Annotated in this window: 17 protein-coding genes; 9 read left to right on the top strand and 8 right to left on the bottom strand. The window is 63.9% G+C overall.

From position 1 onward, the window contains the following. Nucleotides 1-13 precede the first annotated feature (13 nt). Complete coding sequence (locus AC07PQ_RS19145) at nt 14-1,345, top strand: DUF58 domain-containing protein (RefSeq protein WP_493186107.1); 1,332 nt, start codon at nt 14-16, stop codon at nt 1,343-1,345. A 3-nt stretch (nt 1,346-1,348) separates the two neighbouring features. Here AC07PQ_RS19145 and AC07PQ_RS19140 read toward each other — a convergent pair whose 3' ends face one another. Both AC07PQ_RS19140 and AC07PQ_RS19135 read right to left on the bottom strand, forming a co-directional pair. Further along, complete coding sequence (locus AC07PQ_RS19140) at nt 1,349-1,708, bottom strand: PilZ domain-containing protein (RefSeq protein WP_037035875.1); 360 nt, start codon at nt 1,706-1,708, stop codon at nt 1,349-1,351. Between the two features lie 152 nt (nt 1,709-1,860). Then, nucleotides 1,861-2,235, bottom strand: coding sequence for a hypothetical protein (locus AC07PQ_RS19135; protein WP_102679023.1), 375 nt, complete (start codon nt 2,233-2,235; stop codon nt 1,861-1,863). Between the two features lie 157 nt (nt 2,236-2,392). Here AC07PQ_RS19135 and pyk point away from each other — a divergent pair, with 157 nt between their 5' ends. Continuing rightward, complete coding sequence (pyk, locus tag AC07PQ_RS19130; protein ID WP_007931191.1) at nt 2,393-3,844, top strand: pyruvate kinase; 1,452 nt, start codon at nt 2,393-2,395, stop codon at nt 3,842-3,844. A 197-nt stretch (nt 3,845-4,041) separates the two neighbouring features. Here the strand turns inward: pyk and AC07PQ_RS19125 are convergent, their stop codons facing one another. Genes AC07PQ_RS19125 through AC07PQ_RS19115 form a run of 3 tightly spaced genes read right to left on the bottom strand, consistent with a single transcriptional unit; the run spans nt 4,042 to nt 6,858 of the window. Continuing rightward, the gene (locus AC07PQ_RS19125; protein ID WP_101338913.1) at nt 4,042-4,791 is read right to left on the bottom strand and encodes an enoyl-CoA hydratase-related protein; all 750 of its coding nucleotides are present in this window, start codon (nt 4,789-4,791) and stop codon (nt 4,042-4,044) included. 29 nt (nt 4,792-4,820) lie between these two features. Next, nucleotides 4,821-5,759 (bottom strand): iron-sulfur-binding ferredoxin reductase, encoded by a 939-nt coding sequence (locus AC07PQ_RS19120; protein ID WP_007931193.1) that lies wholly within the window; start codon nt 5,757-5,759, stop codon nt 4,821-4,823. Continuing rightward, nucleotides 5,752-6,858, bottom strand: a complete 1,107-nt coding sequence (locus tag AC07PQ_RS19115; protein ID WP_037035869.1) for a GGDEF domain-containing protein — start codon at nt 6,856-6,858, stop codon at nt 5,752-5,754. Before AC07PQ_RS19115 ends, AC07PQ_RS19120 begins: the two co-directional genes overlap by 8 nt. A 359-nt stretch (nt 6,859-7,217) precedes the next feature. Here AC07PQ_RS19115 and AC07PQ_RS19110 point away from each other — a divergent pair, with 359 nt between their 5' ends. From AC07PQ_RS19110 to AC07PQ_RS19095, 4 genes are all read left to right on the top strand, one after another. Further along, the gene (locus AC07PQ_RS19110; protein ID WP_493186108.1) at nt 7,218-8,741 is read left to right on the top strand and encodes a fumarate hydratase; all 1,524 of its coding nucleotides are present in this window, start codon (nt 7,218-7,220) and stop codon (nt 8,739-8,741) included. 146 nt (nt 8,742-8,887) lie between these two features. Continuing rightward, a complete protein-coding gene (locus tag AC07PQ_RS19105) occupies nt 8,888-10,654 on the top strand; it encodes an ATP-binding protein (protein ID WP_493186109.1) in 1,767 nt (588 codons plus the stop codon). Beyond that, nucleotides 10,648-11,982, top strand: coding sequence for a sigma-54-dependent transcriptional regulator (locus AC07PQ_RS19100; protein WP_493186110.1), 1,335 nt, complete (start codon nt 10,648-10,650; stop codon nt 11,980-11,982). The genes AC07PQ_RS19105 and AC07PQ_RS19100 overlap by 7 nt, the downstream gene beginning before the upstream one ends. A gap of 212 nt (nt 11,983-12,194) precedes the next feature. Beyond that, nucleotides 12,195-13,517, top strand: coding sequence for an MFS transporter (locus AC07PQ_RS19095; protein ID WP_007931214.1), 1,323 nt, complete (start codon nt 12,195-12,197; stop codon nt 13,515-13,517). A gap of 131 nt (nt 13,518-13,648) precedes the next feature. Here AC07PQ_RS19095 and AC07PQ_RS19090 read toward each other — a convergent pair whose 3' ends face one another. Beyond that, nucleotides 13,649-14,404: a COG4705 family protein gene (locus AC07PQ_RS19090; RefSeq protein ID WP_007931223.1), complete on the bottom strand. Its 756-nt coding sequence runs from the start codon at nt 14,402-14,404 to the stop codon at nt 13,649-13,651. Between the two features lie 373 nt (nt 14,405-14,777). Between AC07PQ_RS19090 and AC07PQ_RS19085 the strand changes: the two genes are divergently transcribed. Together AC07PQ_RS19085 and AC07PQ_RS19080 are read left to right on the top strand one after the other, a co-directional pair. Beyond that, nucleotides 14,778-15,119, top strand: a complete 342-nt coding sequence (locus AC07PQ_RS19085) for a hypothetical protein (protein ID WP_493186111.1) — start codon at nt 14,778-14,780, stop codon at nt 15,117-15,119. 143 nt (nt 15,120-15,262) lie between these two features. Next, on the top strand, nt 15,263-15,892 hold the full coding sequence (locus tag AC07PQ_RS19080; RefSeq protein WP_007931227.1) for a flavin reductase family protein: 630 nt from the start codon (nt 15,263-15,265) through the stop codon (nt 15,890-15,892). A gap of 43 nt (nt 15,893-15,935) precedes the next feature. Here the strand turns inward: AC07PQ_RS19080 and AC07PQ_RS19075 are convergent, their stop codons facing one another. Together AC07PQ_RS19075 and AC07PQ_RS19070 are read right to left on the bottom strand one after the other, a co-directional pair. Continuing rightward, entirely contained in the window at nt 15,936-16,208 is a 273-nt protein-coding gene (locus AC07PQ_RS19075) for a hypothetical protein (RefSeq protein ID WP_037035873.1), read from the bottom strand. A 9-nt stretch (nt 16,209-16,217) separates the two neighbouring features. After that, on the bottom strand, nt 16,218-16,583 hold the full coding sequence (locus AC07PQ_RS19070; protein ID WP_007931229.1) for an antibiotic biosynthesis monooxygenase family protein: 366 nt from the start codon (nt 16,581-16,583) through the stop codon (nt 16,218-16,220). A gap of 331 nt (nt 16,584-16,914) precedes the next feature. On the opposite strand from AC07PQ_RS19070, the gene AC07PQ_RS19065 reads away from it, so the two are divergent. Next, on the top strand, nt 16,915-17,844 hold the full coding sequence (locus AC07PQ_RS19065) for an AraC family transcriptional regulator (protein WP_007931230.1): 930 nt from the start codon (nt 16,915-16,917) through the stop codon (nt 17,842-17,844). Nucleotides 17,845-17,862: the final 18 nt, after the last annotated feature.

Here is a 17,862-nt window from a genome sequence, read left to right as displayed (position 1 = left end):
GCCCGCCAAAGCAATGAAACCCTCACGCCTGTTTCTGACCTGGCTCGGCGTATTGCTGGCGCTGGACGTGCTGCTCGGCGCCGCGCGTGCCTACGGCCTGGCGGTCGCGGCCAACCTGCAAGCGATCGCCTGGGGCCTGCTCCTGGCCCTGTTGCTGCTGGCCGTGCTGGACGCCTTCCGGCTCAGGCGCCTGCCTTCGCCCCAGCTGCGGCGCCAGTTGCCCGGCAGCCTGCCCCTGGGGCGCTGGAGCGAAGTGCGCCTAGAGGTTCGCCACGACTTTACCCAGCCGCTGACCCTGGAGCTGTTCGATCATGTGCCCGATGGCCTGGGCTTCGAATACCTGCCGCAGTCGCTGCTCCTGGAGCCGGGCCAGTCGCAGGAACTGGGTTATCGGGTGCGCCCGCTCAAGCGCGGTCATTTCAACTTCGAGCGCTGCGAGGTCAGCCTGCCCAGCCCGCTGGGCCTGTGGTCGGCGCGTCGGCTGCTGAAGCTCGACGACAACACGCGCGTCTACCCGGATTTCGCCCGTCTCTACGGCGCCCGGCTGCTGGCCGTCGACAACTGGCTGAACCAGATCGGCGTGCGGCAACAGCCGCGTCGTGGCCTGGGTCTGGAGTTCAACCAACTACGTGAGTTTCGCGAGGGCGACAGCCTGCGCCAGATCGACTGGAAAGCCACCGCCCGGCAACGCACGCCGATTGCCCGCGAGTACCAGGACGAACGCGACCAGCAGATCGTCTTCATGCTCGACTGCGGACGGCGCATGCGCAGCCAGGACGGCGAACTGGCGCATTTCGACCACGCGCTCAACGCCTGCCTGCTGCTCAGTTATGTCGCCTTGCGCCAGGGCGACGCGGTAGGCCTCTGCACCTTTGCCGGCGAACGCCGCCGCTATCTGGCGCCGGTCAAGGGCGCGGGCCAGTTGAGCGCCTTGCTCAACACTGTCTACGACCTGGACAGCAGCCAGCGCTGCGCCGACTTCCAGGCCGCCGCCAGCGAGCTGCTGGCCCGACAGAAACGCCGGGCCCTGGTAGTGCTGGTGACCAACCTGCGGGACGAGGACGACGAGGAACTGCTAACCGCGGTCAAGCGCCTCGGGCGCCAGCACCGGGTCTTGGTGGCCAGCCTGCGCGAGGAAGTCCTCGATCAGTTGCGCCAGGCGCCGGTGCACAACCTGCCCGATGCCCTGACCTACTGCGGCACGATCAATTACCTGAATGCCCGCACCGACCTGCATGAACGCCTGAGCGCCCAAGGCGTTGCCCTGCTCGATGTGCGGCCGGGTGAACTGGGGGCGGAACTGGTGACCCGTTACCTCAGTTGGAAAAAGGCCGGGACGCTGTAGCGGTCAGGCGGAGGTCTGCACCGGGTAGAAACTGAAGTAGCTGCGCAAGGCCGTCACCAGCTCGCGGTACTCGGGAGGCGAACGCAGCAGCACGAAGCCGGTGTCGTAATGATGGGGCGTGACATCTTCATGGCACCAACGGCAAGAGGCGGTGATCTCGATCGGTTGCAGTTGGCCGTCGCGGCCGGGAACCTGCAGGCGCAACTCGAAATCGGCGCCGATCAGCATCGGCAACTGGCTGATCAACATAAAGCCATCTTCGGAAACGTTGCCCAGATAACCGATGGGTCGATCGGTCAGCCGATTGAAGACTTTCAAAAAACACGGCAACTGGTGCCGCTCGATCCGCCGGTCCGTGAACATGTCATGCATCGCTATTTAGGAAGGTCATTGCGCATCGTCGCGCCGAGGACTGTCGGCCCCGGCCGGCCCATTTTAGAAACAATACTCTAAAACAGGCCCACAGATGTTAGCTCAAGGCTCACGCGAGATCAGCAATAGCCTGATGACGAATATTACAACGCGGTCGGACGCGCCTGAGCGCTGTTGCGCGAAGGGTAATGACCCAGTTGCTGCAGGGTTTCCAGGCGCGCGCGGGCGCGGTAGGCGTACTCGCTGTTCGGATGTTCGGTGATGATGTACTGGTAGGTCTGCGCGGCATCGAGGAACAGCTTCTGCCGCTCCAGGCACTGTCCGCGCAGCATCGATACTTCAGGCTGGATATAAGGGCGCGAGCGACTCGTGCGGTCGACCTGGCTCAGTTCGAGCATCACCCGTTCGCAGTTGCCGGCGTCGTAGGCGCGGTAGGCGGTATTCAGATGATGGTCCATCGACCAGCGGGTACAGCCGACAACACTGACGGCCAGGGCAGCAATGAGCACGAATCGCATGGGGGTTCTCCTGTCTTGTGCACGTTATCGACCCGCGTTGGAAAATCTTCAGGAATGTTCGTTTAAAGAAACAAACGAATAAGTAGTGCAAACGAACAATGACTACAGCTGCGGACCATAGTAGCCTCTCGTTGCGCTTGAACTCAGGAGTCTTTGCATGTCCGTCCGTCGTACCAAAATCGTCGCTACCCTTGGCCCGGCCAGTAACTCGCCGGAAGTTCTCGAACAGCTGATTCTGGCTGGCCTGGACGTCGCCCGCCTGAACTTCTCCCACGGCACCCCGGACGAGCACAAGGCTCGCGCCAAGCTGGTGCGTGACCTGGCCGCCAAGCATGGGCGCTTCGTCGCGCTGCTGGGTGACCTGCAAGGCCCGAAGATCCGTATCGCCAAATTCGCCAACAAGCGCATCGAGCTGAAGATCGGTGACAAGTTCACCTTCTCCACCAGCCACCCGCTGACCGAAGGTACCCAGGACATCGTCGGCATCGACTATCCGGACCTGGTCAAGGACTGCGGCGTGGGCGACGAGCTGCTGCTCGACGACGGCCGCGTGGTGATGCGCGTCGACACCGCCACCAGCACCGAACTGCATTGCACCGTGACCATCGGCGGCCCGCTGTCGGACCACAAAGGCATCAACCGTCGCGGTGGTGGCCTGACCGCTCCAGCCCTGACCGAAAAAGACAAGGCCGACATCAAGCTGGCCGCAGCCATGGACCTGGACTACCTGGCCGTGTCCTTCCCGCGCGACGCCGCTGACATGGAATACGCCCGCCAACTGCGCGACGAGGCCGGCGGCACCGCCTGGCTGGTGGCGAAGATCGAGCGCGCCGAAGCCGTGGCCAACGACGAAACCCTCGACGGCCTGATCAAGGCCTCCGACGCCGTGATGGTGGCCCGTGGCGACCTGGGCGTGGAAATCGGCGACGCCGAGCTGGTGGGCATCCAGAAGAAAATCATTCTGCACGCCCGTCGCCACAACAAGGCGGTGATCGTCGCAACCCAGATGATGGAGTCGATGATCCAGAACCCGATGCCGACCCGCGCCGAAGTGTCCGACGTGGCCAACGCCGTGCTCGACTACACCGACGCCGTGATGCTCTCGGCCGAATCCGCCGCCGGCGCCTACCCGCTTGAAGCCGTCCAGGCCATGGACCGCATCTGCATCGGCGCGGAAAAGCACCCGACCAGCAAGACCTCCAGCCACCGCATCGGCAAGACCTTCGAGCGCTGCGACGAGAGCATCGCCCTGGCCACCATGTACACCGCCAACCACTTCCCGGGCGTGAAGGCGATCATCGCCTTGACTGAAAGCGGCTACACCCCGCTGATCATGTCGCGTATCCGTTCCTCGGTGCCGATCTACGCGTTCACCCCGCACCGCGAAGCCCAGGCCCGCACCGCGATGTTCCGTGGCGTCTACACCATCCCGTTCGACCCGGCGTCCCTGCCGCCAAGCGAAGTCAGCCAGAAGGCCATCGACGAGCTGGTCAAGCGCGGCGTCGTGAAGAAAGGCGACTGGGTGATTCTGACCAAGGGCGACAGCTACCACACCACCGGCGGCACCAACGGCATGAAGATCCTGCACGTTGGCGACCCGATGGTCTAAGCCACCTGACGCAACAATAAAAAGCCCCGCAGTGAAGACTGCGGGGCTTTTTTATGGAGGGCACATTTATGGAACTCACGAACCTGTAGCCGCTGCCGCCAGGCCTTCAGCGATCTTGAGACCTTACGCCCCCTTCGTCGGAATGCCGCCCAAATCGATCGCAGCCTCCGGTAGCGGCGACACGAACGGTGCCGATTTCAGCTTTTAGCGAAAAAGCCCGACAAGGCAGCCAGTGCTTCCGGCGAATGCAGGCGCTGGGTGAACAGGGCGCCCTCCTCCTCGATCACCTTGCGCAGCTGTTCGCGATCGGGCGTGCGCATCAGCTGCTTGCTGATCTGCACCGCCTGCGGCGCCAGCTTCTCGAAACGCAGCGCCATCTCCCGGGCCTTGTCCAGGGTCGCCGCGCCATCGGCCAAGGCCAGGTTGGCAATCCCCCACTGTGCAGCCTGTTCACCGCTGAAACCTTCGCCCAGCAGCAACAGTTCGGCGGCCCTGGCCTGCCCGAGCAAGCGTGGCAGGATCAGGCTGGAACCGAACTCGGGGCACAAACCGAGATTGACGAAAGGCATGCGCAACCGGGCATCGCGGCTGACGTACACCAGGTCGCAATGCAGCAGCAGGGTGGTGCCGATCCCTACGGCCGGCCCGGCAACCGCGGCGACCACCGGCTTGCGGCACTCGAACAGGCTGAGCATGAACTGGAAGACCGGGCTGTCGAGACCGGTAGGTGGCTGCTGGAGGAAGTCGGCAATGTCGTTGCCGGCGGTAAAGCAGTCGCTGCTGCCGCTGAGCAGTACCGCGCGGACCTCAGGGTCGGCGTCGGCTTGCCGCAGCCCTTCGGCCAGCTGGCTGTACATGGCCCGGGTCAGGGCATTTTTCTTGTCCGGGCGATTCAGGCGCAGGGTCAGCAGCCCGCCCTCGCGTTCAAGCAGGATGGTATCGGTCATGGGTGGTCTCGCTCAGGCCGGATCAGCGCTCAGCCGCGGGGCAGGAATACGTCGGCCAGCAGTTGATTGCGCGGCAGCCCCGCCAGGTACAAGCGTCGGGCGAAAGCATCGACGCTGTCGGGGTGCCCGCAGAGTAAAGCCTGGGTTTGCCGCGAAACAAGCCGCAGTTGTGCCAAAGCCGCTGGCAGCTCGGTCGCGGTCAACAGCTCGACACTGAGGTTGGCGTGGCTCGCCGCCAGCGCCGCCAGGGGCTTGGCCAGGTAATGTTCGCTGGCGTCATGGGCCAGGTGAATGACGCGGATGTCGCCCTGATGATCCTGGCGCAAAGCCTCGCGCAGGATGCCGAACAAGGGCCCCAGCCCGGTGCCCGCCGCCAGCAGCCACAATGGCCGGGTTTGCCAGTCCGGGTCGTAGTGCAGCGCCCCGCCGCGCAACTCGCCCAGGCGCAACCCATCGCCGGGCTTGAGCTGGCGCGCCGCGTCGCTGAACTCGCCGGGCTGGCGGCAATCGAGATGGAATTCGAGAAAGCGGTCTTCGCCAGGCAAGCTCGCCAGCGAATACGGCCGCGCCACGCCGGAAGCCGTCCACAGCACCAGGTGCTGGCCGGCCTGATAACGCAGGTTGCGCTCCGGCTGCAAACGCAGGCGCAGCACCGTGGCCGACAGCCAGTCCACACCGACCACCTCGGCCGGCGCGCCATCGCGCAGCGGGTCGTAGGTTTCGACCCGCAGGTCTTCCACCACCTGACACTGACAGGCCAGCCGCCAGCCGCGCTGGCGCTGATCGTCGCTCAAGGCATCGGGCCGGCTGTCGCTGGGCAGGCCCTCGACACAGTGCACCAGGCAAGCATGGCAACTGCCGGCGCGGCAGCTGTAAGGCACCGCCACGCCGGCCTGATTCAAGGCATCCAGCAGATTGCTGCCCGCGACCACCGACCACTGCCGCTCACCGACACGCAGCTCAGGCATCGATATTTTCCCAGGCCGCGGCGCAGCGATTGCGTCCGTCGCGCTTGGCCCGATACAGCGCCTGGTCGGCACGTTGCAGGGCATCGTCCAGGTCGTCGCCCAGCTCCACCAGGGTCATCCCCACGGACAGGCTCAGGCCAGGCACCTCGACCCCGATCAACTGGGCGTCCATAAAGGCCACGCGCAGACGCTCGCAGCAGGAGGTCAGGCGTTCGGGATCGCAATCGGGCAACAACATGACAAACTCCTCGCCGCCGTAGCGGGCCAATACATCGCCATCGCGCAGACAGGCGCTGGCTACGGCGGCGAACGCCTGCAGCACCTGATCGCCGGCGGCATGGCCGTGCACGTCGTTGATCCGCTTGAAATGATCGAGGTCGATCAGCGCCAGGCCATGCATCTGCTCCAGGCTCATCGTGTGCAGTTCACGCGACGCCAGCCGCAGGAAATGCCGTCGATTGTACAGGCCGGTCAGTTCGTCGGTGGCAACCAGATCCTCCAGTTGTCGCATCATGCCGCGCAAGGTGTCCTGGTGCGCCTGCAAGGCGAAGCGCCGTTGCCGCATGCGCTGCCGGGAAGTCTGCACATAGCTGGCGTACAGGCACAGCCAGATCAGCACCGCGAACAGCACGCACACCTGCAGGACGGCGAGCATCGGATCGGCCAGCCGGAAGTGGTAGCCGTCCCACAGCGTGATTCCGGCAAAGCCGATGAAAATACACAGGGCGCACCGCACGAAGGCCCGGCGCGGAAGGTGGAACAGGCCGAACAGCAGCGTCAACAGATAGAACACCAGGAAGGTGCCGCGCGCCGTATCGAGGTGGGCCAGCAGCCAGGTCTGCCAGCCGATGGCCAGGAGTATCTGGATCTCGGTCAGGCTCGGGTCGCGAAAGCGCAGGTTGCGCCCGGAGACAAACAGCCAGAACAGCAGCGCCTGGCTCAGCACCACCAGGCCGGTATCGATCAGCGCCGAATGCACCGGCGCCGAATAGTAGCCACTGAAAATGGCCAGCCAGAGCAGCAGCAACGCCAGTCCATAGGTACCCGCCGCAAGAACGAAGCGCTTGAGTAAAAGACTCTGGATAGCGTTATGGGTCAATCGTTGACTCACCATGCGAAAGGGGGCTTTAAAGAGTTTCCTACCCTACAGGCCACTTGCCACTTTAGTGGTGTCGCCAAAAAATAACTATCCCATTTTTGTTCCCGCCCAGCGCCATCCGGCCCGGGGCCGCGCCCACCGTCATGCCTGGCGCCATCCCCCGACTGGCGCATCCCCGGCATGCGACTTTGGTTTGACTGCCGGCGCGTGTGCCCGGCTCCGAGGCGCGGTATACTGCCGCGCCTTTTTAGCGTCGCGCCAGTGTGTCCGGCGTGCCTTGAAGGTGCTTGCAACCGACCGATGCACCCAAGCTGCAAGCACCTTATTAAATGTTCCCGTCTTTTAGAGGAGCGCGACTCATGACCGTGATCAAGCAAGACGACCTGATTCAGAGCGTTGCCGACGCCCTGCAATTCATTTCCTACTACCACCCCGTGGACTTCATCCAGGCGATGCACGAAGCCTACCTGCGCGAAGAATCGCCAGCGGCCCGTGACTCCATGGCGCAGATCCTGATCAACTCGCGCATGTGTGCCACCGGCCACCGCCCGATCTGCCAGGACACCGGTATCGTCACCGTATTCGTACGCGTGGGCATGGACGTGCGCTGGGACGGCGCGACCATGAGCCTGGACGACATGATCAACGAAGGCGTGCGTCGCGCTTACAACCTGCCGGAAAACATCCTGCGGGCCTCGATCCTCGCCGACCCGGCGGGCGCTCGTAAAAACACCAAGGACAACACCCCGGCGGTCATCCACTACTCCATCGTTCCCGGCAACACCGTGGAAGTGGACGTGGCGGCCAAGGGCGGCGGCTCCGAGAACAAGTCGAAAATGGCCATGCTCAACCCGTCCGACTCGATCGTCGACTGGGTGCTGAAGACCGTTCCGACCATGGGCGCCGGCTGGTGCCCGCCGGGCATGCTCGGCATCGGCATCGGCGGCACCGCCGAGAAAGCCGCGGTGATGGCCAAGGAAGTGTTGATGGAGTCCATCGACATCCACGAGCTGAAGGCCCGCGGCCCACAGAACCGTATCGAAGAGATGCGCCTGGAGCTGTTCGAGAAGGTCAACCAGCTGGGCATCGGCGCCCAGGGCCTGGGCGGCCTGACCACCGTGCTCGACGTGAAGATCATGGACTACCCGACCCACGCCGCTTCCTTGCCGGTGTGCATGATCCCGAACTGCGCCGCGACCCGTCACGCGCACTTCGTGCTCGACGGCTCGGGCCCTGCGTCCCTGGAAGCGCCACCTCTGGACGCCTACCCGGAAATCGTCTGGGAAGCCGGTCCGTCGGCCCGTCGCGTCAACCTCGACACCCTGACCCCGGAAGAAGTGCAGAGCTGGAAGCCGGGCGAAACCGTCCTGCTCAACGGCAAGATGCTCACCGGTCGCGACGCCGCGCACAAGCGCATGGTCGAGATGCTGAACAAGGGCGAAACCCTGCCGGTGGACCTCAAGGGTCGCTTCATCTACTACGTCGGCCCGGTCGATCCGGTCGGTGACGAAGTGGTTGGCCCGGCTGGCCCGACCACCGCGACGCGGATGGACAAGTTCACCCGCCAGATCCTCGAGCAGACTGGCCTGCTGGGCATGATCGGCAAGTCCGAGCGCGGCCCGACCGCGATCGAAGCGATCAAGGACAGCAAGGCCGTGTACCTGATGGCCGTCGGCGGCGCTGCCTACCTGGTAGCCCAGGCGATCAAGAAGTCCAAGGTCCTGGCCTTTGCCGAACTGGGCATGGAAGCGATCTACGAGTTCGAAGTCAAAGACATGCCGGTCACTGTCGCGGTCGACAGCAAAGGCGAGTCGGTGCACATCACCGGTCCTGCCATCTGGCAGAAAAAGATCAGTGAAAGCCTGGCGGTAGAAGTGCAGTAAGCGCTGCTTGCTGTTACCCAAGGCGGCGTTGCTCGATGAGCAGCGCCGCCTTTTTCATGCCTGGCCGGGCAAGGACTGTCCACGATCAACGAAGCCTCGGACAGGCGTGTTATCTTTCCTGCCCCCTTTCAGCCTGCCCTTGACTCATGGTCCAGATCTCCCGCCCGCTGCGCTTGACCTTCTATACCCTGGTGATTCTCGCCGGCGCCGTGGTCAGCGCGACCTTCGCCATGCGCCATGCCGAGCGCCAGGCGCTGGAGGACGATGCCGCCCGCGCCAGCGAGCAACTGGCGCTGTATGCCAACTCCCTGCATACCCTGATCGAGCGTTACCGCGCCCTGCCCGCCGTGCTGGCGCTGGACCCGGAACTGCGCTCGGCACTCAAGGGCCCGGTCGGCCCGCAACAGCAGGACGCCCTGAACCGCAAACTGGAACAAATCAACGGCGCCGCCCGCTCCTCGACCCTGGAGCTGCTGGACCACACCGGCCTCGCCGTGGCCGCCAGCAACTGGCGCCTGCCCAGCAGCTATGTCGGGCACAACTACGGTTTTCGCCCCTACTTCAGCCAGACCCGCAGCCAGGGCAGCGGACGCTTCTATGCGGTGGGCGTCACCAGCGGCATTCCCGGTTATTTCCTCTCCAGCGCGGTCAAGGGCGAGCAGGAGCAGTTCCTCGGCGCCATGGTGGTGAAACTGGAGTTCCCCGAACTGGAGCGCGAATGGAGCCAGGGCAGCGACACCCTGCTGGTCAGCGATGCCCGGGGCATCGTGTTCATCGCCAACCAGCCGGGCTGGCGTTATCGCCAGCTGCGCCCGTTGTCGGACAGCGACCGCGCCGAACTCCAGGCCACCCGGCAATACGACAAGCAACGGCTGACGCCGCTCGAACACCGGCCGCTGCGACGCTTTGACGACGACAGTACGCTGACCCGGGTCGAGGGCCCGGACGGCAGCGTCGACTACCTGTGGGAATCCCTGCCCCTGGCCACCGAAGGCTGGACCCTGCATTTGCTGCGCCGCCCGCAGATCGCTTTTGAGGACCGCCGCAATGCCGGCCTGGCCGCGGCCGGCGCCTGGCTGACCCTGGTGTTCCTGCTGCTGTTCCTCAATCAGCGCTGGCGCCTGGCCAGGCTGCGCCAGCGCAGCCGCGAGGAGCTCGAACGCCTGGTCGAGGAGCGCACCCGCGACCTGCGCACCGCCCAGGACGGCCTGGTGCAATCGGCCAAGCTGGCGGCCCTGGGGCAGATGTCCGCGGCCCTGGCCCATGAAATCAATCAGCCGCTGACCACCCAGCGCATGCAGCTGGCCACCCTGCGCCTGCTGCTCGATCACGGGCGGATCGACGAGGCCTACCAGGCCCTGAAACCGCTGGACGATATGCTGACCCGCATGGCCAGCCTCACCGGCCACCTGAAAACCTTCGCCCGCAAAAGCCCCAGCGGCCTGCGCGAACGCCTGGACCTGGCGGCGGTGGTGGATCAGGCCCTGCAACTGCTGGACACCCGGCTGCGCGACGAACAGATCGACACACACCTGCAACTGACGCGCCCGGCCTGGGTTCGCGGCGATGCCATACGCTTGGAGCAGGTGCTGATCAACCTGCTGCGCAACGCCCTGGACGCCATGCGCGACAAGCCCCTCAAGCACCTGGAAATCCGCCTCGAAGCCGACCAGCAGCTGTGGAGCCTGAGCGTCATCGACAGCGGTGGCGGCATCGCCGAAGAACACCTGCCGAACGTCTTCGATCCATTCTTCACCACCAAGCCGGTGGGCGACGGCCTGGGTCTCGGCCTGGCGGTGTCCTACGCTATCGTCCACGAACTCGGTGGACGCCTGAGCGCCGGCAATCAAGGCCAGGGCGCGATCTTCACCCTGAGCCTGCCCATCGACCTGGAGGCGCATATCCCATGTTGAATTCGGTGATGCTGGTCGACGACGAAGCCAGTATTCGCACCGCCGTCGAACAATGGCTGAGCCTGTCGGGCTTCGCGGTGCAGTTGTTCAGTCGCGCCGAGGACTGCCTGGCCCGGCTGCCCAGGGACTTCCCCGGGGTGATCCTCAGCGACGTACGCATGCCCGGCATCAGTGGCCTGGAGCTGCTCAAAGAAGTGCAGCAGCGCGACGCCGACCTGCCGGTGATCCTGCTGACCGGCCACGGCGACGTGCCGATGGCGGTGGAAGCGATGCGCGACGGCGCCTACGACTTCCTGGAAAAACCCTTCAGCCCGCAAACCCTGCTGAGCAGCCTGCGCCGGGCCCTGGACAAACGCGGCCTGGTCCTGGAGAACCGACGCCTGCACGAACAGGCCGATACCCGGGAGAAAATCGACTCCACCCTGCTCGGCGTGTCCCGCGCCTTGCAGACCCTGCGGCGCCAGGTGGTCGACCTGGCCGCGCTGCCGGTCAACGTATTGATCCGCGGCGAGACCGGCAGCGGCAAGGAACTGGTCGCCCGCTGCCTGCACGACTTCGGGCCGCGCGCCGACAAACCTTTTGTCGCCCTGAACTGCGCGGCGATCCCCGAGCAACTGTTCGAAGCCGAACTGTTCGGCCATGAAAGCGGCGCCTTTACCGGCGCCCAGGGCAAGCGCATCGGCAAGCTGGAATACGCCGACGGCGGCACCCTGTTCCTCGACGAGATCGAAAGCATGCCGCTGGCCCAGCAGGTCAAGCTGCTGCGGGTGCTGCAGGAACAAAAGCTCGAACGCCTAGGGTCCAACCAGAGCATCGAGGTGGACCTGCGGATCATTGCCGCGACCAAGCCGGACCTGCTGGACGAAGCCCGCGCCGGGCGTTTTCGCGAAGACCTGGCCTACCGCCTGAACGTCGCGCAACTGCGCCTGCCGCCGCTGCGCGAGCGGCGCGAGGACATCCCGCTGCTGTACGAACATTTCGCCCACGCCGCCGCCGAGCGCCTGGGCCGTAGCGTCGCGCCCCTGAGCGGGGCGCAGTTGAGCCGCCTGCTGAGCCACGACTGGCCGGGCAACGTGCGCGAACTGGCCAACGTCGCCGAACGCCAGGTGCTTGGCCTGGGCGAGCCCGAGCCGGAAACCATCGACCCCGGCCAGTCCCTGGCGGCGCAGCAGGAAGCTTTCGAGGCGCAATGCCTGCGGGCCGCGCTGACCCGGCACAAGGGCGACATCAAGGCGGTGCTCGTTGAGCTGCAACTGCCGCGCCGCACCTTCAATGAAAAGATGCAGCGCCATGGGCTGGCGCGGGAAATGTTTCTTGGGGAGGAGTGAAGCTCAAGGGCTGTGTCGTTCATTCTGACGTCTTCGCGGGCAAGTCGGCGGCTTTCCGCTTACGCCCTTCCAGCAATGAGCGGATTTCCGCTCATTAAAATCTCCAGACCCTTCTAAACCGGGCCTTTCGGCTCCTGGCACAGCTCCTGCTATAGCTCCAGCAGGCTGCGTTTCGGCGCGCTCCACAAAAACAATTAAATGAAGGATCCGTCATGGATAACTCGCAAACCCTGCCTCTTGGGTCGGCAGCTGCGCCTGCCAAAGAAAAGACCACCGCCAGCCGCCTGAAATCGATCTTCAGCGGTTCGGTCGGCAACATGGTCGAGTGGTACGACTGGTACGTCTACGCCGCCTTCTCCCTGTACTTCGCCAAAGTCTTCTTCCCCAAGGGCGACACCACCGCGCAACTGCTGAACACCGCCGCGATCTTCGCCGTGGGCTTCCTGATGCGTCCGATCGGCGGCTGGCTGATGGGGCTCTACGCTGACCGCAAGGGCCGCAAGGCCGCGTTGATGGCCTCGGTGCTGCTGATGTGCTTCGGCTCGCTGATCATCGCCCTGACTCCCGGCTACGAGACCATCGGCGTCGGCGCCCCGATCCTGCTGGTCCTGGCGCGCCTGATGCAGGGCCTGTCGGTCGGCGGCGAATATGGCACCTCGGCCACCTACCTCAGCGAGATGGCGACCAAGGAACGTCGGGGCTTCTTCTCCAGCTTCCAGTACGTGACCCTGATCTCCGGCCAGCTCATCGCCCTGGCGGTCCTGATCGTGCTGCAGAACGTGCTGACCACTGAAGAGCTGCAATCCTGGGGCTGGCGCATTCCGTTCGGCATCGGCGCCCTGTGCGCGATCGTCGCGCTGTACCTGCGTCGTGGCATGGAAGAAACCGAGTCCTTCACCAAGAAGAAGGAAAAGCCGAAAGAAAGCCTGATGCGCACCCTGATGCGTCATCCGAAAGAGCTGATGACCGTGGTCGGCCTGACCATGGGCGGCACCCTGGCCTTCTACACCTACACCACCTACATGCAGAAATACCTGGTGAACACCGTCGGCATGAGCATCTCCGACTCCACCACCATTTCCGCAGCAACCCTGTTCCTGTTCATGTGCCTGCAACCGGTGGTCGGCGCGCTGTCGGACAAGATCGGCCGCCGTCCGATCCTGATCGCCTTCGGCATCCTCGGTACCCTTTTCACCGTGCCGATCCTCACCACCCTGCACACCGTCCAGAGCTGGTGGGGCGCGTTCTTCCTGATCATGGCGGCGCTGATCATCGTCAGCGGCTATACCTCGATCAACGCGGTGGTCAAGGCCGAGCTGTTCCCGACCGAGATCCGCGCCCTGGGCGTGGGCCTGCCCTACGCGCTGACCGTATCGATCTTCGGTGGCACCGCCGAATACATCGCGCTGTGGTTCAAGAGCGTCGGCATGGAAACCGGTTACTACTGGTATGTCACCGCCTGCATCGCCGTGTCGCTGTTGGTCTACATCACCATGAAAGATACGCGCAAACACTCGCGGATCGAGACTGACTGACCGGCAAAAAAAAGCGCGAGGGTGCAAGGCCCTCGCGCTGTGGTGTCATCAGGTAAAGCCTATCGCGGGCAAGCCTCGCTCCTACAGAAGCGGGGCTTGCCCGCGATAACCGCAACGCGATGCGCGGATCATCACCCCAATTCAGCTGCCACCTGCCGCTCGCTACGGTTCTTGTAGTACGAAGCCCCGGCAATCATCACCAGCAGAATCCCCGCCAATACCGCCGACGAACCGATAGTGCCGAAGTCCAGGCCGCCCTTTTCCAGGGGCTTGGTCAGGAAGTCGCCCAGGGTCGCGCCGAACGGCCGGGTCAGCACGAACGCTACCCAGAACAACAGTACCGAGGAGATCCGGGTGCAGTACTTGAGCACGACCACCAGGGCGATGGTCGAGCCGATCAGCAGTGCGCCGCCGGCAAAACCCAACCCCGAGTCGTCCGCCAGGTAGTCCCCCAGCGCCGTGCCCAGGGTGTTGGAAAACAGGATCGCCAGCCAATAGAACAGCTCGCCGCGCAGGGTCTGGATCTTGTTGACGTTGAGCGAATCTCCGCTCAGGCGCCAGACCGCGAAGATCGCCAGCAGGATCGCGATCAGGATCGCCGAGCCGGTGGCGTAACCCAGGCCCAGGGTGCGGTCCATGAAGTCCGACATGGTGGTGCCGGCGGTGCTGGTGGAGAGGATCACAATCCAGTACAGCACCGGGTTGTAGGTTTTCGAAAACAGCTGGGTGACCAGGGTCAGCAGGAACACGCTGATCAGGATCATCGAGCTGATGGCGTAGCCGACATTCAGGGTCATCGACAGCAAGTCGCCGGCGGTTTCCCCGAGGGTCGTCGCGCAGATTTTCATGACCCAGAACGCCAGGGTGATCTGAGGGAGTTTATTCATTCGTTGCAGTGCTCCAGGGCTCGAGTGAAGACGGTCCGTCTTGGACTTCTATGTGGGAGCGAAGGCTGCGGGGCGAGCGGTGAAAAATAGGTAAGGGGTGTATGAAAAAACCGTTGAGCAGGTTTTTTCAGTGGTGCGGGCAGGTTAATGACCGGTTAATGCCCAGCCCTCACTCTGCCTCCATCGAAATCGGTGTCGGCGCGTCAAACGCGGCAGAAGCAGGCAAGAGGCCTTATGCAGTGATTCTTGACGCCAAAAGCATCTATTAATTCGATATTTTTAAGCATTTATTTGCGCTTTTTAATCAAATTAACTGGCGTAGCATCCATTTCACACCCACTGCACAAAACTCACCGAACCTGGAGTGACCCTCATGAAAAGCAAACTGATCCTCGCCCTGACCCTTTCCGTACTGGCTGCCAATACCTTTGCCGCCGATGGTTACGACCGCACCGGCTCGGCTACTTTCACCTCGGGCAGCTCGGCCAGCGCCAGCCTGGCTTCCGACGGTTTCGATCACACCGGCACCGACGCCGCTATCGCCTCCGATGGCTTCGACCACACCGGTACCGCAGGCGCAATCGCTTCCGATGGTTTCGACCACACCGGCACCGCTGACGCAATCGCTGCCGACGGCTTCGACCACACCGGTACCGCAGGCGCAATCGCTGCCGACGGCTTCGATCGCACCGGGACTGCCGCCGCCATCGGCTAACCCTCAGGGATGCCCCGCAGCCCGGCTTCGGCCGGGCTTAGTTGTTTATGGCCCGGGGAAAACCGCACGCCGCAAGGCTGGCATTCACTTTCAATGGCTTGCACTATGGCGGCCTTCCCTCTTTGTCCGCGCAAGAGCCCATCATGTCCGAAGACATCCATTACTACGAACCCGCCCAGGGCCACGGCCTGCCCCACGATCCGTTCAACGCCATCGTCGGCCCTCGCCCGATCGGCTGGATCTCCTCCCAGGACCAGCAAGGTCGGCTGAACCTGGCGCCCTACAGTTTTTTCAACGCTTTCAATTACATTCCACCGATCATCGGCTTCTCCAGCGTCGGTCGCAAAGACAGCCTGAACAACATCGAGCAGACCGGCGAGTTCGCCTGGAACCTCGCCACCCGCCCGCTCGCCGAGCGGATGAACCAGAGCTGCGCGGCCGTGCCGGCCGAGGTCAATGAGTTCGAACTGGCGGGGCTGACGCCCGTGGCCTCGAAAGTGATTGCGGTGCCGCGGGTAGCCGAAAGCCCGGTGTCCTTCGAATGCAAGGTCACGCAGATCATTCAACTGCAGCGCGCGGATCAGGAGTTGGTGCCCAGCTGGCTGATCCTCGGCGAAGTGGTCGCCGTGCATATCGCCAAGTGGCTGCTCAAGGACGGGATATACGACACCGCCGCGGCAGAGCCGATTCTGCGCGGCGGCGGGCCGGCGGATTATTTCCAGCTGGGGCCAGAGGCCTTGTTCAAGATGTTCCGCCCGGGGGCGGTCAGGTAGCTGCTCAAACCAACTAGCTGCGCAGATCAGGTAGCGACCCGGATCAGGCCGTTGCCCAGGCCAGTTCGCCGTCTTCGGTCACGTCGATCAACTGCTCAAGCTTCTGCGCGGCAGCCTGGTCGGCGTCATGGGCGGTCTTGAATTTCTGGTCGTCGAGGACCTTGTGAAAGCGCGGTGCCCCTGAACCACCCAGGGCCTTGACCGCGATGGCGGCGCTGTAGCCCCCTTCACCTGGAACCACGGCGGAAACCGCTTCGTATGCTGCAAACTCTTTACGTGCCATGTTGCTGGTCCTGGCCAATGGAAAGTCGGCCATTCTAAACCCTCAGCTGGCCAGCTGGTGTACCGGTGCCCCGTTCAGTTGCGCGTATTCGCCTTCGGCCTGGGCCGCCGAGACGTCTCTGAAAGTATGGAAATCCAGGCTGTTGACCACCAGGTCCTGGACCAGCTCGGCGAAGATCGCCATGGCCGGCGAACAGAAGTAATCGGTCATCGCCTGCTGGCTGCTCCAGAATCCGGATATCAGCCACAGGTCAGCGTCGCACTGCGAATGCTGCAAGGCGAACTGCAGGCAACCTGTGGCCTGGCGGGATGGTTCGATCAGACTGCTCAAGCGAGCCCCCAACTCCGTTGAGCGGCCGGCGCGGGCGCGAACGAATGCCATGTGGCTGACGGGAATATGCGTGGACATGTGCGACCCTCCCAGGGTGGTGTCGAGGCAGCCATGGGACGGGCTGCGACAGGATCCAAGATTAAGCGCCCGGCGTAATGCTCGTTAGTCGATTCCTGCCGGCCTATTGCACAATCCTGCGAGTCTTGCCCGGGAACGCCGAATCCTGCCCGACAAGCGGAAAAAAACCACAACGTTGTTTCAAGCAAGTGACAGCCCGCACACAGGACTCGGCTCTACTCACGCGCGCACGCGTGGCAGGATCAGGCAAGATTTACGCAGGAATCGCCTACCCCTGGCGCTTGCACAAATTTAAGCTGTGGCCATTCGCAATCTTCTCGGAGGGGCCTTCATGTCATCGCTCGAAACCCAGCAGCCGCCACTGGATGCGGAAATGGAAAAACAGCGGGCGGAGCTGGCCGGGATCATTGCTCGCAATACCGGCGAAGACGGCAGCTATGCCACGGCGATCCAGTCGCTGTTCGTCTCGCGCTACAGCCACTCCCACGATTTCGCCTCGGTGCTGGCCCAGCCGGCCCTGTGCATCATGGCCCAGGGGCGCAAGGAAGTACGGCTGGCCGACGAGGAGTTCAACTACGACCCGCTCAACTACCTGGTGGTCTCGGTTTCCATGCCGTTGAGCGGGCGCCTGGCCGATGTCTCGCCGCTGGAACCGGTCCTGGCCCTGCGCCTGGACATCGACCCGGCCGAGATCAGCACGCTGATCGCCGATGCCGGGCCGCTGGGGGTGCCGAACCGTCCTGTCGGCCGCGGCCTGTATGTGGAGCGCCTGGACACGCCGATGCTCGACGCCGTGCTGCGCCTGACCCGCCTTCTGGACACGCCCAAAGACATCGCCATGCTCGCGCCGCTGATTCGTCGGGAAATTCTCTACCGGCTGTTGCGCAGTCCGCAGGGCCATCGGTTGTATGAGATCGCCATCGCCAACAGCCAGAGCCACCGGGTCAGCCAGGCCATCAAGTGGCTGAACGGCAACTACGAGCAACCGCTGCGCATCGACGATCTGGCGCGAGGGGTGAACCTCAGCGTGTCCACCCTGCACCACCGTTTCAAGGCCATGACCGCCATGAGCCCCTTGCAGTATCAGAAGCAACTGCGCCTGCAGGAAGCCCGGCGCCTGATGCTGACTGAAGGGCTGGAGGCGTCCGCCGCCGGGTACCGGGTCGGCTACGAAAGCCCTTCGCAGTTCAGCCGCGAATACAGCCGCCAGTTCGGCGCCCCGCCGCTGCGCGACATGGCGCGCCTGCGCAGCAGCGTCTGACTCCCCCTTGTAGGAGCG

The organism is Pseudomonas sp. GW821-FHT09E12 (assembly GCF_059416085.1).
This window is presented reverse-complemented; position numbering and strand designations above follow the sequence as displayed.